Genomic DNA, 15,792 nt, shown 5'->3' with positions numbered 1-15,792 from the left:
GTCTTTGCTGTCGGCAAAAGTGGCAATATTTTGGGAGTTAATCCCAAATTCTTCCCCTTGAATTAAACTAAAAACGATCGAGCGGACGGCATTCGACCAAGGGGGATCACCATCGGCCACGGCTGGGGCCAAGGGTTCCTTTGATATTACCACTTCTAATAATTGATGATCCTGCGGTCGGGGAAAAACCGAGCGCCGGGCCACCAATTGGGAGCGATCGGAGGTGACAGCCTGACAACGCCCCGCCTGATAAGCTGTATATAAAGCCTCCACATCATCGGAAACGATCGGTTTATAGCCTTGAACTGCCGCTTTTGCCATGGCATCGGCCAGATTTTGTTCTGTGGTGGTTCCCGATAGCACACAAATGGACTTTCCGCTTAAATCTTCTAATTTCTTAACATTACTGGCTTTCGTGGCCATAATTCCCTGACCATCATAGAAAACCGGGGTGATAAACTCCATCCCCAGGGCGGTATCCCGGTTAATCGTCCAGGTGGTGTTGCGACTGAGGATATCCACTTCTCCCGTCTGTACGGCAGTAAATCTCTCTTGGGGGCTAAGTTTACGATATTCGACTTTGGACGGATCATTAAAGAGAGCAGCCGCAATAGCTCGGCAAATTTGCACATCTAAGCCCGAATATTCGCCTTTTTCATTAACAAAGCTAAACCCCGGCACTTCTCCGTTAATGCCACAAATTAACTTACCGCGATTTTTCACCGTTTGCAAGCGGCCAGCATCGGGACTACTTGCGGTGTTAGAACTAGAATTAGGTTGATTTTCCGTCCCACAGGCAGTAATTAGCAGTAACAGCAGGGAAAATGCACAAAAACGCCACTTTAGCATAGATATTCTCTGAAAAATTTTTTTAGTCACTTAACTTTAGCGGAAAGACCAGAGCAAGCTTAACAGTATAGCTACGATCGCACCGATAACCGTATTGATCACATTGACCAATTCATTAGTTAACCACAGAAAGCGAGTTTGTAGGGTAGCACCGATGATACTTTCGATATTGGTGGCGATAAATGCCGCAATTACGCACCATAACACACCAAGAAGATCGATCGCACCGATAGCCCATGCTAACAGGGAAATCGCCGTGGCTGCCAGCAAACCGGCGAGCGTTCCCTCTAAACTAACAGCCCCTTCCGTTCCCCGGGGGACGGATTTAAAATTAGTGATTAGATAAGTAGTTTTACCGTAAGCTTTGCCCACCTCACTGGCAGTAGTATCGGCTAATTTGGTGCTAAAACTAGCCACATAAGCGAGTCTTAAGAGGTAATCCCAGGGAGAAGCGGCAAAAAGACTGAGGATAGCGCAAATTGCCCCCGCTAAAGCGGAACCCCAGACATTTTCAGGACCGCGCACCCCCGCTCTTTTTTCGGCAATTCCCTCTGCTTCCTTGCGAGCTAACCCGATGCGGGTGACAGTAGAACCGACGAGGAAATAGAATAAAACAATTAGATAACCGCGCCATCCCAAGCTTCCCCAGACAATCACCCCTAAAAACCAAGCATGGAGATAACCCATCGGAGTTAAGAGCTTTTTTGGGGCAATTGCAGCGATTCCGAGCAGCACGGTATTGAGAAGAATAGCGACGAGCCAAGGATTAGTTAACATAGTATCTGGGCAAAGTTTACCTCCCCTATTGTATCGATCGAGTTCATGAAAACTAATCAACCTTATCAACCTCTTTTACTGCGAATTCTGCACGGATTCACGGGAATTGCCCTCATTGCCGCCATGGTTACGGCCTATTGGACCTATGATACTTTTGACGGTCGTTGGTTAAAACTGCCTTTACCAGAATATCGAGAAATTGAAAGTATTCATGGCACTTTTGGCCTCTATACTCTGATTATCTTTCCCGTTTTTGCTATCTATGCTTTTCGTCGGGGTAACAAAAGATTAATTCAAAGTGATTCTCTTAACAAATTAACCCAATTTGGTAAGCCGATTTGGTGGTACAGTCTCCATCGTTTAGTCAATACTTTGACTCTTTTTGCCCTAACTTTTGCCTTGTATAGTGGACGGATGATGGATTCCGATTGGCTACCGGAAGGGGAATTAAATCACTTTTGGTATTATGCCCATTTGCTCAGTTGGTTAATTATGGCAGTAAGTCTGATCCTGCACCTGCTCATGACTGCTAAAGTGGGAGGGATTCCCCTGTTATTATCTATTCTTAAATGGCGTTTTCGTGAACAAGATAATCCGAAATTATGGTTATCTCAATTACGTCAATGGCGGTTAAATTTGCGTCTAGCCAATACTTTGCAGTGGCTACAATCTCTTAACTTATATAAAGTCTTAGAAATTGTTGTTTTATTGGCTATTATAGCAGCTTGGATTGTTCCCAAGTTTGACTAAGCTGTACTGTATTTAAACTGCGTATTGGGAATTTTAGTACAAATGCTCAAATTCCCTTCTAGTCTCCTCTCCTATACCTTTTAAACAGGATTTAGTATGATTTATTGACCCCGACGAGCGAGAATAATCATCGTCTTCGCTAAGGGAGCAATACGACCAATACGATAGACTTTTTCTACCGATAAATTAGCTTCTGTTAATATAGCGGTTTTCACAGAAGTGAGTCCCGACTGAAACGCTGAAACGCCTATCTATCAAGGTATTTACTATACCTTATTAGACGAAAACCGCTATATTTGACCAGAAAATATAGCAGTTTTCATCAGAATGAGGCATGGGCAAGGAGCTTAAACCCCTTGTTGGCAAAACCTGTCGATACCTCAGTAACGTGAAAAGCGCTATAAAAAGGTAGAACAATCTGGATCATTTGTTCTCAAACAAAGCAAATTAAGTAGGTAGGCGTTAAAAGTTGTCAGATGCCCCCCTTAATAAGGGGGGATTAAAGGGGGGACTAAGGGGGGATCGGCACCCCCCTTATCAAAGGGGGGATCAAGGGGGGATTAAAGGCAAAATCCATTTTTAATTTAATTATAACCAGCTACTTATCTTTAAATTTCAAGAACTCGCCCGTAATTCCTCTAAACGTGCTAAAACTTCGGCACTGTGAATGGCAGGATTTACCCCCTAAATAGGGTCTGCTGAAAAAGTTATTGAAAAGTACAGGTCTCTTAATCAATGATTTCACTTAGCTACAACTATAATCTTCCGTTGTTGATTAATCCATAAATTATAACTTATCATAATCATTGACCGAGAAAAAGTGCTGTTTTCCCATTTCATACTAAATCCTGTTTAATAAGGTATAGGGAAGCAGCGGAGCAGGGAGCAGGGAGAAACAATTCATAACTTGGGAGTTAATCACACTATTAAAAACGGATTTGGTATCAGACATAAAAAAGCCCAAAAAACCTGCCTCAACAGGTTAGAAAGATTCATGACTAAAAAAGTAATAGCAATCGCTGAAAAGGAAGTATGAGGAAGTTTAGCCATCACTTTACCTAAACTATAGTCATTTCAATTAAGATTGAGAATATCAATCCCAGAGTTCATAAGGCTTTTGTCGGTTTAGACTGTATCAGACTTATCTGAAATGACTATAAATCTTCTTTTCCCTTTACCCCGATAGTCCGATAGGGAAATATTCCCTTCTCCCGTGTTAGTCGGTAGGGTAAAATCGGGTGCAGGTTAATTTAAAGCGGGTTGGAGGCCACCTAAAGCGTTAGTATCGGGAATAAGGGCAAAAAATGCCAGAATTACTGTACTTAAAAAACTCAACAGTTGACGACGAGACATAATCAGTTAAGCTAAGACGTATTTAAACTGCTTATTCTTGGATTAGGCGAATCTCCTCCAATCCCTTTACTGTTGCCTCTTGCCTCGTCTCAACAAGCAATTTAAGTTATGAACAGCTTACCGCCTTATTGTAACAAAAATTTCACTACTTCACAACGGGGTCAAACGCCACCTTTTCTGTGGTTGAGGCTCCACTGACTTTTATACGCCACTAAGCACGACCCTTTACAGATATAGCCAAGGCATAGTTTGACGAGTCAAGACACGAATTGCGTATTTCAACTGTTCGGAACGACTATTATAGTCTTTTCCCCCAAAATGTCCCGCAATACCAGAAAATTTCGGTTCAACGGGAAACCTTTTACAAACATTAGCCGATTGTGATGCTAAATTAATAGCTTGATAATATTGATGTTCACTATAAAAACAACCCTGCTGATGATTTTTGTGCATCGGCTGCAGGTAGCTTTCATAAAAGCATTTGCTAAAGACAAGAAAACGAGTATCTGCATAGGAAGGATTATTTTGTTTGTTCTGTAATTGTTGCCAAATCGGCCATTTAAAATCACATAAACACTCAAAGGGACTTTTAACCCTCTCTAAAATATCCGTCATATTGAAAAGATAAATTCTACCAGTTATCTTGGCAATATAAGAAGACTCTTTGACCAGTGCTGATTTTAAAATTCCCTGCTCTATTAATAGGGTTTCGCCGTAACCTTTGCCAAAATTACGAGGAAAATCATTGGCATCTAGTGAAATAAATTCAATTTGTTTGTTATGGGGATTTTCTTGAGTCGTTTCTTGCAATCGCTCAAGAGGCCAACCAGAATTTTCCACAAATAGTATTTTTTTGATACGAGGATGAAAATTAATATAATACTTCAGGGAATTATAGTAATCTTCCTGTCTTTGCTCAGGAACAGTTGGATAGGCTTTCGGCATACCTTTAATATTAATTGTTGCTGTTAAAAGTAAAACTAATTCCTGCTCTAAATTTAACCAACCAGCTTGAAAACTTGTTCGTGATGCATTCATAAGCTATTGTCTGTATTTATTGTGGGCTCTTCTCGACTTTGTGTGATAATTTTTGCTTATGGAACGCAAAATGCTTACGGGACAAGACTTTTAAGACTATTTTGACGTTCGGCGAAGCTCCGTCGAGCCGCGGAAGAAACTATCAGTATAGATCTCGTTTCCGCACAGAAACCAGAAGAGCCTATTGTGTGATTATGGCAGTTTTCATCAGAATGAGGCATGGGCAAGAGGTTTAAACCCTTTGTTGGCAAAACTTGTCGATCACTCATTAACGTGAAAAGCGCTATAGTTCTGAGATGGTTTTGACAGACCAGAATTTAATATGTCCGTGATCCCAAAGAGCGGTGATCAAAAATACGCTTTTCAGGAGGAGCAAGATCGGCAAAAATCTGACTCAGAGAGGGTAGCAAATAAGCGTGGGCAGTCCCGCAGCAAGAATTTTGATAATGATAATAATCTGACATATTTTAAAATAGTTAATATGTAAGTATTTCCCGTGGCAGCACCACTACTGTCGAAAGGTAATACAAAAAGTAACTTTTGTCAAGGGTTTAGTGAAATTTATTCTTACAGCCCATTGATACGAACTGTTATACTATTTTATCAATATATTGCATATACTATTATCCATGGACATCTTGCAAAAATCAAAAACCTTCCCTTAGACGAGAAGTCGCCGAGCCATTATTCTCCTAGTTAGAAGTCGTAAACTTAACAGTAATACCCGAATTCTGTTATCAGAAAACTTTAACAACTACCAGAGCGGATCCGAGTATAAATGAACGGTTAAAGAATCTTGATCGCCGGGGATACCAGTAATACAACTACAAATTTGAGTGCCATCATCTAATTCTACTTCACAGGCGTGACAGGAACCCATTAAACAGCCGGTAGGAATGTCAATTCCTGCTTTTTTGGCCACGTCTAATAATAGTTCTCCCGTTTCCGCTTCTATGATAATATCATCGGGTAAAAAACGCACTGCAATAGTCATAATTTCTCCTTACAAATGAGCAAAAATAGGGTTAAGATTTAAATGTTCTTCCAATAAATTAGCCATATTATCTAGGGTTATTTCTCTTTGTTCACTATAGTTAGCAATTCCCGTCGGCAAAGATAATAAACCGCGACGCTGACGTAGATGATTTAGCCAAGTTCTTCGCCAAGAACCATTATCAAAGATACCATGTAAATAACAGCCCCAAATTGAGAGAGAATCATTGACAATTCCCAGACTAGCATCTTCCTCGAACATTTTTTGATAACCTGATTCACTTTCCCATTGGCTTATTCCCTGGTGAATTTCGTATCCTGTTACTGGTAAACCCCCTTGGGGAAAATTAGATAAAACTTGTCGTTGACGGGTAATTTTTTCGGCAGTAATTACCGTTTTTAAGGGCAGTAAATTTAAGCCAGTTGCCTCACTTTCGGGACCTTCTCGATGGTCAGGATCCAGGATTAATCGCCCTAACATTTGCAAACCACCACAGATGCCAAAGATAATACCTCCCCTTTGGTGATAGGCTTGTAATTGATTAGCCATACCACTTTGATTAAGAGCAATTAAATCAGCAACAGTGGTTTTAGAACCGGGGATAATTACCCCATCGGGATCACCTAAAGATTCCTGTAATTCTAGATAACGGACATTAACTGTTGCTTCACCACAGAGAGGGTCAAAATCCGTAAAATTAGCGATATGAGGCAGACGAATGACACTGATATTTAGTTCAGCTTTGGGTTTTTGGGCGGGTCGATCGAGTAAACTAAGAGAATCCTCGGCACTTAAAAAGATATCACTATAGGGAAGAACTCCTAAGACGGGAATTTTTGTATAATCTTCTAGCCAAGTAATCCCCGAATCTAAGAGGGATTTTTGTCCGCGAAATTTATTGATCACAATACCTTTAATTAAAGCTCTTTCCTCCGGTTCTAATAATTGTAACGTACCGACGACGTGAGCAAAAGCCCCCCCGCGATCAATATCCACCACTAAAATAGTAGCGGCATCGAGATATTTAGCCACCCGCATATTAGTTAAATCGCGATGTTTGAGATTTATTTCCGCCGGACTTCCCGCACCTTCACAGACAACTAGATCAAATTCTGTTGATAATTTAGCTAAAGATTCTTTAATTGCTTGCCAACCTTGCTCAAAATAATTCTGATAATAATCCACTGCCGTGGTGACACCCACAGCCTTGCCTTTAATAATCACCTGAGAGGTCATATTTCCCTGGGGTTTTAATAAAATTGGGTTCATTTCTACCCGGGGAATTGTCCCCGCGGCCCATGCTTGCACCGCCTGAGCGTGACCCATTTCTCCCCCTCCGGCGGTAACATAGGCATTAAGGGCCATATTCTGACCTTTAAAGGGTGTTACTTGCCAACCTTTCCGGTTGAATAAACGACATAAAGCCGCAGTTAAAAAAGATTTACCCGCGTGGGAAGTCGTCCCCACTACCATAATTGCTTTCATCTAGTTTTTTTATTGAGTATTTTCAGTGAACAGTAATCGGTAAACAGTAATCAGTTGATACTAAATCCGTTGAGTATATGCTACTTATAAGGACAGGCACTCATGCAAGAGGCTAATAACTGAAAACTCACATCTGATAACTGATAACTGATAACTGACTCCCAACAGCATTAAAAAGAAAACCAACGTTGCAGAGTATTGAAAAATCTTTGCCAGAAAGTGGGTTTAGGGAAAAAGTCCCCTTGGGGTTGCCATTTTTCTATTAATTTTCTCCCTAAAGGAGTGAGACGAAAACTATCGGTTATCCCCTGTCCATCTACTTCGCGCCGCAAAATTCCCACCTTAATCAACCAGAGAAGATAGCTTTCCGCTGCTGCTTCCGTCAGCAGTCTGGAAGTATAACCTTTCTCTAAACCCCCAGCACCAGGAATGCTTAAAAGTGATACACTTTGCTCCAGCATAGCGGCGAATAGGGTGACACGGAAAGGAGAACAACAGAGGGCGCGTTCGGCCCGGTTGATGGTAGCATCAGGATAATTGATGGCGGTAACGGTGGGAGTCGATAGGCTCATAGATTCCGGTCATTTAGCTATGGATAAACTCATTGTTACACTAATTCTGTCTCAACCCCTGTCAACCCCAATCATCGATAGAATAGGGATGAAGTGTTAAGTAGCTTGAGTGTTTATGCAGTCTCCCGAACCGTTCGATACTAAATATACCCCAGAGGAAGTGGAAGTGGAAATCGAAACCGACGATTTTCCCCCCCTTGATACCCCGGTTAGTTTTGCTGCCACTCTCGAAAAAGTGAAAACTTGGTACGGCAGCCTGTCCACACCGGCACAGGTAGTCGTAGCAGTGGCGGGGGTTTTTGTGGCTCTTTCGATTTTAACGGCGATTTTACGGCTAGTTAGCGCAGTTTTGAGCGCTTTAATCCTTGCCGCTATCGTTTATCTCATCTATCGTTACATCCTCAAACCGAAAGTTTAGTCGGCTATGCACATTTTCTGTTCAATGTCAAGAGTTTAGTTGATAAAAAAAATTTATGGAAGAAGCGGACACTAGAGATATCTTGGGGGAAAATGTGACTAAGTTGGGATTGGCCCAGATCCAGCGTCATCTATTTCTCTGCTGCGATCAGACTAAGCCAAAATGCTGTGACAAGCAAGAAGGGTTAGAAGTGTGGGATTATTTAAAGAAGCGGTTAAGTGAATTAGAACTCGATCGCCCTAGCGCCGACCGTCCGGGTTGTGTTTTTCGCACTAAAGCCAACTGTTTGCGGGTTTGTAGCCAGGGACCGATTTTATTAGTGTACCCGGAAGGGGTCTGGTATGGAAGGGTAAACAAGGAAGCGATCGAAAGAATTATCCAAGAACACCTAATCGGTAATCAAATCGTCACCGAATATGCTTTCCTTCGCCACGATTTACCGGCAATTTCTCTGAACTGTCCAGAAGAAGAACCCGAAACAATAGAGGAAAACAGCGTTAAAACTAGCTGAAACACAATTAATTAGGGTTTGCGGCAAAAAGTTTTTCGTGGGGGCAGGGTGTGGGGTGTGGGGTGTGGGGTGTAGGGTTTTACCGATTTTGAGGGAGTCAATTACCTAATTTTTAGGGAAAAAGTCCCAGAATTTTCCCCCCAATCACTCCAATGGTCGGCAGTTTTTGAGAGAAAAAAAGTCTAAAAACCTTGTTGGATAAGGTTTTTAGATTTATTCAGGAAACCCTAACTACCTGTTGCATGAGTGCCTATCGATCCTTTGTCCGTCTCCATTCCCCCAACCCTGCAGCTCGGAAAATACCCATGAAAGAGACCAACAAAGACAATAAACAACTTTTATTAATCGACGATGACCCAAATTTAATACTTTTGGTGAAGGATTATCTAGAGTTTCGTGGTTATAGGGTGACAACCGCAGAAAACGGTCCCGAAGCCCTAGCAATCCTCGAACGCGGGGCAAATACTGCCAAAGCAGGGGAAATCCCCGATATGATTATCTATGATCTGATGATGCCGGAAATGGATGGTTATGCCTTCCTCGAAAAAATTCGTCGGGACAGTCGTTTTAGTGGTCTTCCCGTGATCTTTCTCTCCCCTAAGGGTCAAAGTCAGGACAAGATAACAGGTGTAACCGCCGAGGCCGATGTCTATATGGTCAACCCCTTTGAACCGGAAGAATTAGTGGCCCGGGTGGAGTCTTCCCTCAAACAAGCGGGCCGGTTGCTGAAACGCAGCACCCGCATCCATTCCGATGATGTCACCTCTCTTCAGGTTCCGGGTAATGTGGAATTAACCCCAACGGAGTTAAAAGTAGTACAATTGGTCGCCCAGGGCCTGGCTAATCGGGAAATCGCCGCAAAACTCAATGTTAGTCAACGGACAATCGAAAGTCATGTGTCGAATATGCTTCATAAAACCGGTCTTCATAATCGCACGGAATTGACTCAATGGGCGATCGAAAGTAATAAGCTGTTCACTATCTAGAGCTTGCTGAAAAACTTTTTTAGCATACCCTCAATAGTCAACAGCTTATCAGGGGTTAGGTCAGGTGATTGTCAACTCACCTTTTTTTGGCATTAAAAATCCCTGAGATTGTCCTGGGCTGCTAGTTGCGATCGCTCTTTTTCCATGGACAATTCCGTTTCCAATTCTTGGCTGAGGAAATAGTTGAGGAAAGTTCGGATAATAGCGATGAGGGCGAGTTGTGCCAAGGCTTCTATAGTAGGTGTGACGGTAGTAGCCACGATGTCTCCACCTAACTGAAACTCTAGGGCTAAAGATAGCCAAGTACCGAAACGAATGCGAATTTGATTGAAGGAAAAAGGGGGAAGACTGCGACGGTGACGATTAGACTGCCAAGCTAATTGTAGGGTTTTAATTAATCCGATCACCACACAAGCGATCGAAATACTTTCTAGGCAAAACTTGATGATTGCCACCGCAGAGATCAAGCCTGTTTCTAAAGTTGCTAAAAATTCCATACCCAACAGATACCCTCTTATGGGATTATCCGATAAACCAACCTACCATCTAAGGAAGTTTCTCCAATGGCAGTTAGAACAGGTTTCTCGCCTGTTCTAACCTCTGACTGACTTAAGCCGGTCTTCCCTCGACCACCTTATCGATTAAACCGTAGGCGACAGCTTCCTCGGCGGAGAGGAAATAATCGCGGTCTGTGTCTTTTTCGATGCGTTCGATGGTTTGTCCAGTGCGATTAGCCATAATTTCGTTTAATTGCTGGCGAATACGCAGGATTTCCTTAGCTTCAATGTCGATATCCGTCGCTTGCCGGCGCCCGGTTCCGCCCATGGGTTGGTGAATCATAATCCGCGCATGGGGAAGGGCGAGACGCTTACCCGGACTACCAGAAGCCAGTAAAAATGCCCCCATAGAGGCCGCTAATCCCACACAGATAGTCACCACTTCCGCTTTGATGTACTGCATGGTGTCGTAGATGGCCATCCCGGCGGTAACGGAACCCCCCGGCGAGTTGATATAGAGATAGATGGGTTTAGTGGGATCTTCCGAGTCGAGATAAAGCATTTGGGCCACAAGGGCATTGGCTAACCCGTCGGTGACTTCCTGCCCCAAAAAAAGAATGCGTTCCACCGAAAGACGGCTGTAAATGCTAATCCACTGTTCGTATTGGCTACCAGGCAGACGGTAGGGAACTTTTGGCACACCGATAGGCATAATTGGTAACAACTCCTGCTAATTTGTAATAAATCTTAACTAACTTGGGCGAGGGGTTTCGGCAGCTCCTTGCGACTTTCGAGAACGAGATCGATTAATCCGTAGTCTTTCGCCTGTTGTGGGGTGAGATAGAAGGTGCGATCCATATCTTTCGCCAGTTTTTCGGTGGTTTGACCCGTATTTTTCGAGAAAATTTCCAACATCGTCTGTTTATTGGCGATTACCTCCTTGGCGCGAATCTGGATATCGGTGGCTTGTCCCTGGGCCCCGGTGCGATTTTGGTTGAGAACAATGGTAGCGTGGGGTAAGGAGGCGCGAAAACCCTTGGTTCCTGCGGAAAGAATCATCGCGGCAGTTCCCATGGCCTGTCCGATACAGATAGTATGAACGGGAGGTTTAATGTAGTTGAGGGTGTCACAGATGGCGAAAGCTTCCGTTTCGTAGCCGATCGCGTCGCCAGTGTACCAGGATGTGCCGGTAGAGTTGATATAGAAGAAAATCGGTTTTTCGGGATCGTCAAATTGCAGGTAGAGCAGTTGGGCGATAATTAATTCCGTCACGTCCACCCCGACATTGCGCTTGACATCATCGGAGGAAAATAAGGGCAACCCCAGATAGACAATTCTCTCTTTGAGCAGGAGAGATTCTAAGTCTGGTGGTGGTGTCCGATAGGCTGCATCCCCATAATAGGCAGTTTGTACCGCTTTAATCACTGAGTTCATCGAGTTTTTCCGTCATACACAGTATCCTGCTTTTGATTTTAACGTAATCAGGTTGACCGATCGGCAAAAGTGTAGCGGTGGTTTGCCTTCTCCCTGCTTTAACAACTTCTGCTGTTCACCAGTAGTAACAAGCAGATTTCTAGTCAATAATTAGGGCAATTTTCCCCGTCACCGCACCAGTTTCTAGGAGTTGATGGGCGCTGATAGCTGCCGCTAAAGGGAAGGTTTGGGAGAGATGAATGGTTAACTTTTTCTCGTCAATTAAACGCGCCCCTTGTCTGAGAATTTCTGTTTGATATTTTTGCGCTTCTGGCAGTCCCATCAAAGCCGGGGTTAACATTAATTCTAAACTAATCCGCAAATTGCGATCGCGTGCTTCCTTCCAGCTGCCTGTAGGTTCCAAAATCGTCACCATATCGCCGTATACTCGCACCGCTCGGCAAGTTTGCCTAAAAGTTTCCCCTCCCACCGTATCAAAAGCGATATCTACTCCTTTCCCTGCGGTTTCTTGAAGTATCGCCGCGACAAAATCGGTTTGTTTGTATAAAATCGGGTAATCTGCCCCTAATTGCCGCACTAAACGCTCTTTATCGCTATTTCCCACCGTCGTATAAACTTTAGCCCCTTTCAGTTTCGCCAATTGAATCGCGACATGACCAACACCCCCGGCCCCGCCATGGATAAGGACGCTTTGTCCCGATTGCAGACGAGCGCGATCGTAGAGTGCTTCCCAAGCGGTGATTAAAACCAAAGGTACAGCGGCCGCCTCGGCAAAAGAAAGAGATTTCGGCTTGTGGGCTAGATAATCCGCCTCGATTAGGGCATATTCAGCATAATTTCCCGTGCCGGCCCTGCCCAGTCCGCCGCTACAAAAGTACACTTCATCCCCGGGGCGAAAATCCTGCACCGCCGCCCCAACGGCCTCGACAATTCCCGCCCCGTCACAGCCCAAAATGGCTGGCATTTGCTCGGGGTAAAAAGTGCCGCGTTTACGAATTTTTGTATCAATAGGGTTGACACCAGCGGCTTTTAATGCTACTAAAACCTGATGCGGTTGACTAATTTTCGGGGTGGGGACTTGCTGAAGTTGCAGCACATCCACGGCGGTCATGAGGATAGCTTTCATTCTATCTATTCGGGATTAACCCACATTAACGTCTGGCCAAATTCTACCGGTTCACCGTTAGCGACGGCGATTTCGACGATTTGCCCGGCCACCTCCGCTTCGATTTCGTTCATCAACTTCATCGCTTCGATGATACAGACCGTTTGTCCGACCCGGACTCGATCGTTTTTTTCCACGAAAGACGGTTCATCGGGAGCGGGAGCGCGATAAAAAGTGCCGACCATGGGAGAGGTAATCGCCAGCCATTTTTTATCAATAGCGGCGGCCGCGGGTTCGGGAGTGGGGGTTTCCGGGGCCGGAGTGGGACTGGCGGCTACCACGGGAGGGGCGACCGGGGCCGTCACCACCGGCAAGGGAGCGGGGAGATGACTAAGGGCAGCATTAACGGTTCCTTTACGGATATTTAGCTCCAAATCCGTACTTTTCAGGCTAAATTCACTGATATCCGTTGCTGCCAGTGTTTTGATCAGTTCTCGAATTTCGTTGTAATCAATAGTCACCGCTCTGAAATCCCCCCGCAAATAAAAAGCAACAAATCCAAATTCGCACCCACCAAACCGTCGATTTTTCCCATCTAGCGGCTAAGTTTTGGTAAACAGGCTCAGAAACACTGGCTTTAGTCCTAAACCCGTCCCTAAGCCCTCATTTCTGGGCTTCTCATCACAATTATTCCCGTCCCAGATAGGAACCATCCCTGGTATCCACTTTAATCCTTTCACCGATGGAAATAAACAGGGGAACCATCACCTGCGCTCCCGTTTCTACGATCGCCGGTTTGGTGCCACCGGTGGCCGTATCTCCCTTGACTCCCGGATCTGTATCGGTGATTTCCAAGATTACCGAGGTGGGCAATTCCACATCTAACACTTGCTCATTCCAAAAGAGAATATTAACTTCCATTCCTTCTTTCAGATACTTGGCTCTCTCGCCCATTTGTACCGGGGTGAGAGTTGCTTCCTCAAAAGTCTCCATGTCCATGAAGACAAACTGATCGCCTTCTTTGTAGGTGTGCTGCATGGTGCGCTTTTCGATCGTGGCTGAGGGCAAGGTTTCCCCCGCCCGGAACGTCCGTTCTACCACGTTGCCGGTCTGGACATTTTTTAACTTGGTTCGCACGAAGGCCGATCCCTTACCCGGTTTGACGTGCAGGAATTCCACCACCCGCCAGACAGAGCCATCGATCTGGATGGTTGTGCCGCTCCGAAAGTCGTTACTCGAAATCATGAAATGCTGTTTAGGCCAAGAAAGATCAACATTCCATTTTACATACTCGCCGTACCGAAAAAAACTTTTTTACGCGAATTTGTCTGAATCGAAGCGAGGTGGACTAACCTAGGGGCAGCAGCTAAAAGTAAGTTAGAATTAATTGACTGACTGACATCTGAGAAGCGATATCAACCATGACAGGTGTGGACTTACAGCAATTATTACTAGAAAAATGGGGTCGTTCCTACGATATCCAGCTACGACGCATCAAAGATAAGGTTCATGTCCAGGTAATGTGGAAATATCTCGAACAAGCTTCTTTTCCCCTCTCCGAGTCTGAATATCTGGAACATCTCAATGCGATCGCTAATTATCTTCACGAATGGGGTGGTTTTAGTCAATTTCAAGCTTTTATCCGCGAAACCCGCGAGCGTCCCCGTCTCGGTAAAGCGGTTAGTCTGCCCCTAGATCTAGGTGAAAGGGCATCGGAATGGCTGATCAGTGATCAGTGATCAATTATCAGTGACCAGTGGGATTGTTAACTGAACAGTATACTGCATTTAAATTGCGTCCCCACTCCCCCATCCCCTTCTCTAGACACAAAAAAGGCGTTAAGCTTAACCTCAACGCTTGCCTTTAATCTAATGACAGTGACTAGCTCTTGCGACGAGCGAAAGCACCAACACCGGCAACGGCTAAGATACCGAGGATAGCAGAGGGTTCGGGGATGTAAGTAGTTTGTCTGAAATCGTTGGTGATACTGTTAAGTGATCCGTTAACACTAGAGACAAAGAAAGTGTCTCTGACGTAAAGTTTCAGGATATTCGGATCAACTTGAACCGTGAGGCCAGGAGAGCCTATGCCACCAATATCCAGGCTTTTAGCCTCCGAGGTTCCGACCAAACTCGTCCCGCCGAAAGCATCTGACCAAACCGTCTTGCTCAGAGAGACACCGGAATCAGTCTGGCCAGTTGTGGTATAGCCAGCGCTGAATGCTTCGAACATCTCCGTCAAAAGTTCGTTGACGTTGGGAGTGTCGGGGTCATCAATGATCTCGATCGTGTAATCTATGACATAAGTACCAGATGAACTTAGCAGAGGGGTAGCTGGGGTGAAGGTCACGGTGTGCAAATCGCCCAAGGGCAGCACGGTTTCCGTAATGGTCAGAAAATTGTCCGGGTCATTTATACCAATGCCAGTTGAGGAGATGTGTGTAAACAACTTGTCCCCTTTTCGGCAAGGATTGGTCTTGAAATTGTTGAAACTTTGTGGTAAACACACCGCCTGTGCCTGCACGGGGGCAGCACCAGCAAAGCCGAAAGCGGCAACGCTGCCAGCGATAGCAAGAGCGCCAGTGGTTAGTTGTCTAGATATGTTGGTGATCATTTTAAGTTGTTTGTCAATTTATTAATTAGGGCAGTAATGCGGAGACATCCGTAGTCTAGAATATTTATAACCTGGGAGCATCTGCCCTTTGACATAAATAGAAATGCTTAATGAGATCAATAAAAAAGTTAAAAAAGGCAACCATTTAGATAAGCACAGCGATGACGAAGGACTTGCGGTACATTACCAGATTCCCAACTTGCACCAGTAATTTTGGCTCTTCGTTACTCTTTATGCTAAATCAACATACAAGATGCCAAGACAACATACGTTACGTCATTTCTTCGGCTAACATTTAAAATATCTCCTTCTTTTAATTGTTCGAGTATATTCTCGGCTAGTCTTTTCGTATAGGTTCGTTTCTTGGCGACAAAATCTAACTCTTCGCTAAAGGGTTTCTGACAATTATC

At 44.4% G+C, this 15,792-nt stretch carries 18 protein-coding genes and 3 pseudogenes; 5 read left to right on the top strand and 16 right to left on the bottom strand.

Annotated elements, in window-relative coordinates; genetic code table 11:
- Together IM450_RS00750 and IM450_RS00745 are read right to left on the bottom strand one after the other, a co-directional pair.
- Nucleotides 1-849: amino acid ABC transporter substrate-binding protein (locus tag IM450_RS00750; protein WP_287671102.1), on the bottom strand; the 849-nt coding region annotated here is incomplete at its 3' end.
- A 36-nt stretch (nucleotides 850-885) separates the two neighbouring features.
- A complete protein-coding gene (locus tag IM450_RS00745) occupies nucleotides 886-1,626 on the bottom strand; it encodes a TIGR00297 family protein (protein ID WP_287671100.1) in 741 nt (246 codons plus the stop codon).
- 45 nt (nucleotides 1,627-1,671) lie between these two features.
- Here IM450_RS00745 and IM450_RS00740 point away from each other — a divergent pair, with 45 nt between their 5' ends.
- Nucleotides 1,672-2,376: a cytochrome b/b6 domain-containing protein gene (locus IM450_RS00740; RefSeq protein WP_287671098.1), complete on the top strand. Its 705-nt coding sequence runs from the start codon at nucleotides 1,672-1,674 to the stop codon at nucleotides 2,374-2,376.
- Between the two features lie 741 nt (nucleotides 2,377-3,117).
- Here IM450_RS00740 and IM450_RS22635 read toward each other — a convergent pair.
- The 6 genes and pseudogenes from IM450_RS22635 to IM450_RS00715 all read right to left on the bottom strand — a co-directional run.
- Nucleotides 3,118-3,444 (bottom strand): annotated as a pseudogene (locus IM450_RS22635) (hypothetical protein); the annotation flags it as partial.
- A 105-nt stretch (nucleotides 3,445-3,549) separates the two neighbouring features.
- A pseudogene (locus tag IM450_RS00735) lies at nucleotides 3,550-3,729 on the bottom strand (peroxiredoxin); the annotation flags it as partial.
- A gap of 225 nt (nucleotides 3,730-3,954) precedes the next feature.
- The gene (locus tag IM450_RS00730) at nucleotides 3,955-4,767 is read right to left on the bottom strand and encodes a hypothetical protein (RefSeq protein WP_002801950.1); all 813 of its coding nucleotides are present in this window, start codon (nucleotides 4,765-4,767) and stop codon (nucleotides 3,955-3,957) included.
- 754 nt (nucleotides 4,768-5,521) lie between these two features.
- Nucleotides 5,522-5,761 carry a 2Fe-2S iron-sulfur cluster-binding protein gene (locus IM450_RS00725; RefSeq protein WP_002801947.1) on the bottom strand — a complete coding sequence of 80 codons (240 nt, stop codon included), beginning with the start codon at nucleotides 5,759-5,761 and terminating at the stop codon, nucleotides 5,522-5,524.
- A 9-nt stretch (nucleotides 5,762-5,770) separates the two neighbouring features.
- Nucleotides 5,771-7,246 carry a cobyric acid synthase CobQ gene (cobQ, locus tag IM450_RS00720; protein ID WP_287671095.1) on the bottom strand — a complete coding sequence of 492 codons (1,476 nt, stop codon included), beginning with the start codon at nucleotides 7,244-7,246 and terminating at the stop codon, nucleotides 5,771-5,773.
- A 170-nt stretch (nucleotides 7,247-7,416) separates the two neighbouring features.
- The gene (locus tag IM450_RS00715; RefSeq protein WP_002801944.1) at nucleotides 7,417-7,818 is read right to left on the bottom strand and encodes an Npun_F0494 family protein; all 402 of its coding nucleotides are present in this window, start codon (nucleotides 7,816-7,818) and stop codon (nucleotides 7,417-7,419) included.
- 115 nt (nucleotides 7,819-7,933) lie between these two features.
- Here IM450_RS00715 and IM450_RS00710 point away from each other — a divergent pair, with 115 nt between their 5' ends.
- From IM450_RS00710 to IM450_RS00700, 3 genes are all read left to right on the top strand, one after another.
- Nucleotides 7,934-8,236 (top strand): hypothetical protein, encoded by a 303-nt coding sequence (locus tag IM450_RS00710; protein ID WP_002801943.1) that lies wholly within the window; start codon nucleotides 7,934-7,936, stop codon nucleotides 8,234-8,236.
- A 55-nt stretch (nucleotides 8,237-8,291) separates the two neighbouring features.
- Nucleotides 8,292-8,747 (top strand): (2Fe-2S) ferredoxin domain-containing protein, encoded by a 456-nt coding sequence (locus IM450_RS00705; RefSeq protein ID WP_002801942.1) that lies wholly within the window; start codon nucleotides 8,292-8,294, stop codon nucleotides 8,745-8,747.
- A 305-nt stretch (nucleotides 8,748-9,052) separates the two neighbouring features.
- Nucleotides 9,053-9,733 (top strand): response regulator transcription factor, encoded by a 681-nt coding sequence (locus tag IM450_RS00700; RefSeq protein ID WP_287671092.1) that lies wholly within the window; start codon nucleotides 9,053-9,055, stop codon nucleotides 9,731-9,733.
- A gap of 92 nt (nucleotides 9,734-9,825) precedes the next feature.
- On the opposite strand, the gene IM450_RS00695 is transcribed toward IM450_RS00700, so the two are convergent.
- The 6 genes from IM450_RS00695 to efp form a co-directional block, all read right to left on the bottom strand.
- Entirely contained in the window at nucleotides 9,826-10,230 is a 405-nt protein-coding gene (locus IM450_RS00695; protein WP_002762845.1) for a DUF1622 domain-containing protein, read from the bottom strand.
- A 112-nt stretch (nucleotides 10,231-10,342) separates the two neighbouring features.
- Nucleotides 10,343-10,942, bottom strand: a complete 600-nt coding sequence (locus tag IM450_RS00690; protein ID WP_002734165.1) for an ATP-dependent Clp protease proteolytic subunit — start codon at nucleotides 10,940-10,942, stop codon at nucleotides 10,343-10,345.
- 35 nt (nucleotides 10,943-10,977) lie between these two features.
- Complete coding sequence (locus IM450_RS00685; RefSeq protein WP_002801939.1) at nucleotides 10,978-11,664, bottom strand: ATP-dependent Clp protease proteolytic subunit; 687 nt, start codon at nucleotides 11,662-11,664, stop codon at nucleotides 10,978-10,980.
- A gap of 139 nt (nucleotides 11,665-11,803) precedes the next feature.
- Complete coding sequence (locus IM450_RS00680) at nucleotides 11,804-12,790, bottom strand: zinc-dependent alcohol dehydrogenase family protein (RefSeq protein ID WP_002801938.1); 987 nt, start codon at nucleotides 12,788-12,790, stop codon at nucleotides 11,804-11,806.
- A gap of 5 nt (nucleotides 12,791-12,795) precedes the next feature.
- The gene (gene accB / locus IM450_RS00675) at nucleotides 12,796-13,290 is read right to left on the bottom strand and encodes an acetyl-CoA carboxylase biotin carboxyl carrier protein (protein WP_002801937.1); all 495 of its coding nucleotides are present in this window, start codon (nucleotides 13,288-13,290) and stop codon (nucleotides 12,796-12,798) included.
- Between the two features lie 166 nt (nucleotides 13,291-13,456).
- Nucleotides 13,457-14,014: an elongation factor P gene (efp, locus tag IM450_RS00670; RefSeq protein WP_002750882.1), complete on the bottom strand. Its 558-nt coding sequence runs from the start codon at nucleotides 14,012-14,014 to the stop codon at nucleotides 13,457-13,459.
- A gap of 176 nt (nucleotides 14,015-14,190) precedes the next feature.
- Between efp and IM450_RS00665 the strand changes: the two genes are divergently transcribed.
- The gene (locus IM450_RS00665; RefSeq protein ID WP_002801936.1) at nucleotides 14,191-14,508 is read left to right on the top strand and encodes a DUF3067 family protein; all 318 of its coding nucleotides are present in this window, start codon (nucleotides 14,191-14,193) and stop codon (nucleotides 14,506-14,508) included.
- Between the two features lie 142 nt (nucleotides 14,509-14,650).
- On the opposite strand, the gene IM450_RS00660 is transcribed toward IM450_RS00665, so the two are convergent.
- Both IM450_RS00660 and IM450_RS00655 read right to left on the bottom strand, forming a co-directional pair.
- On the bottom strand, nucleotides 14,651-15,382 hold the full coding sequence (locus IM450_RS00660; RefSeq protein WP_287671087.1) for a PEP-CTERM sorting domain-containing protein: 732 nt from the start codon (nucleotides 15,380-15,382) through the stop codon (nucleotides 14,651-14,653).
- Nucleotides 15,383-15,651: 269 nt separating this feature from the next.
- A pseudogene (locus tag IM450_RS00655) lies at nucleotides 15,652-15,792 on the bottom strand (transposase family protein); the annotation flags it as partial.

The sequence above is a fragment of the Microcystis sp. M083S1 genome (genome assembly GCF_020246405.1).
Taxonomy (GTDB): domain Bacteria; phylum Cyanobacteriota; class Cyanobacteriia; order Cyanobacteriales; family Microcystaceae; genus Microcystis; species Microcystis aeruginosa_C.
Note: the sequence above shows the minus strand (reverse complement) of the source record. Positions and strands in the feature narration are given on the sequence as shown.

Excerpts from the sequence above, each read along its gene's own strand:
- IM450_RS00745 (WP_287671100.1), bottom strand. The coding sequence starts at position 1,626 with ATGTTAACTAATCCTTGGCTCGTCGCTATTCTTCTCAATACCGTGCTG.
- IM450_RS00740 (WP_287671098.1), top strand. The coding sequence starts at position 1,672 with ATGAAAACTAATCAACCTTATCAACCTCTTTTACTGCGAATTCTGCAC.
- IM450_RS00730 (WP_002801950.1), bottom strand. The coding sequence starts at position 4,767 with ATGAATGCATCACGAACAAGTTTTCAAGCTGGTTGGTTAAATTTAGAG.
- IM450_RS00725 (WP_002801947.1), bottom strand. The coding sequence starts at position 5,761 with ATGACTATTGCAGTGCGTTTTTTACCCGATGATATTATCATAGAAGCG.
- cobQ (WP_287671095.1), bottom strand. The coding sequence starts at position 7,246 with ATGAAAGCAATTATGGTAGTGGGGACGACTTCCCACGCGGGTAAATCT.
- IM450_RS00715 (WP_002801944.1), bottom strand. The coding sequence starts at position 7,818 with ATGAGCCTATCGACTCCCACCGTTACCGCCATCAATTATCCTGATGCT.
- IM450_RS00710 (WP_002801943.1), top strand. The coding sequence starts at position 7,934 with ATGCAGTCTCCCGAACCGTTCGATACTAAATATACCCCAGAGGAAGTG.
- IM450_RS00705 (WP_002801942.1), top strand. The coding sequence starts at position 8,292 with ATGGAAGAAGCGGACACTAGAGATATCTTGGGGGAAAATGTGACTAAG.
- IM450_RS00700 (WP_287671092.1), top strand. The coding sequence starts at position 9,053 with ATGAAAGAGACCAACAAAGACAATAAACAACTTTTATTAATCGACGAT.
- IM450_RS00695 (WP_002762845.1), bottom strand. The coding sequence starts at position 10,230 with ATGGAATTTTTAGCAACTTTAGAAACAGGCTTGATCTCTGCGGTGGCA.
- IM450_RS00690 (WP_002734165.1), bottom strand. The coding sequence starts at position 10,942 with ATGCCTATCGGTGTGCCAAAAGTTCCCTACCGTCTGCCTGGTAGCCAA.
- IM450_RS00685 (WP_002801939.1), bottom strand. The coding sequence starts at position 11,664 with ATGAACTCAGTGATTAAAGCGGTACAAACTGCCTATTATGGGGATGCA.
- IM450_RS00680 (WP_002801938.1), bottom strand. The coding sequence starts at position 12,790 with ATGAAAGCTATCCTCATGACCGCCGTGGATGTGCTGCAACTTCAGCAA.
- efp (WP_002750882.1), bottom strand. The coding sequence starts at position 14,014 with ATGATTTCGAGTAACGACTTTCGGAGCGGCACAACCATCCAGATCGAT.
- IM450_RS00665 (WP_002801936.1), top strand. The coding sequence starts at position 14,191 with ATGACAGGTGTGGACTTACAGCAATTATTACTAGAAAAATGGGGTCGT.
- IM450_RS00660 (WP_287671087.1), bottom strand. The coding sequence starts at position 15,382 with ATGATCACCAACATATCTAGACAACTAACCACTGGCGCTCTTGCTATC.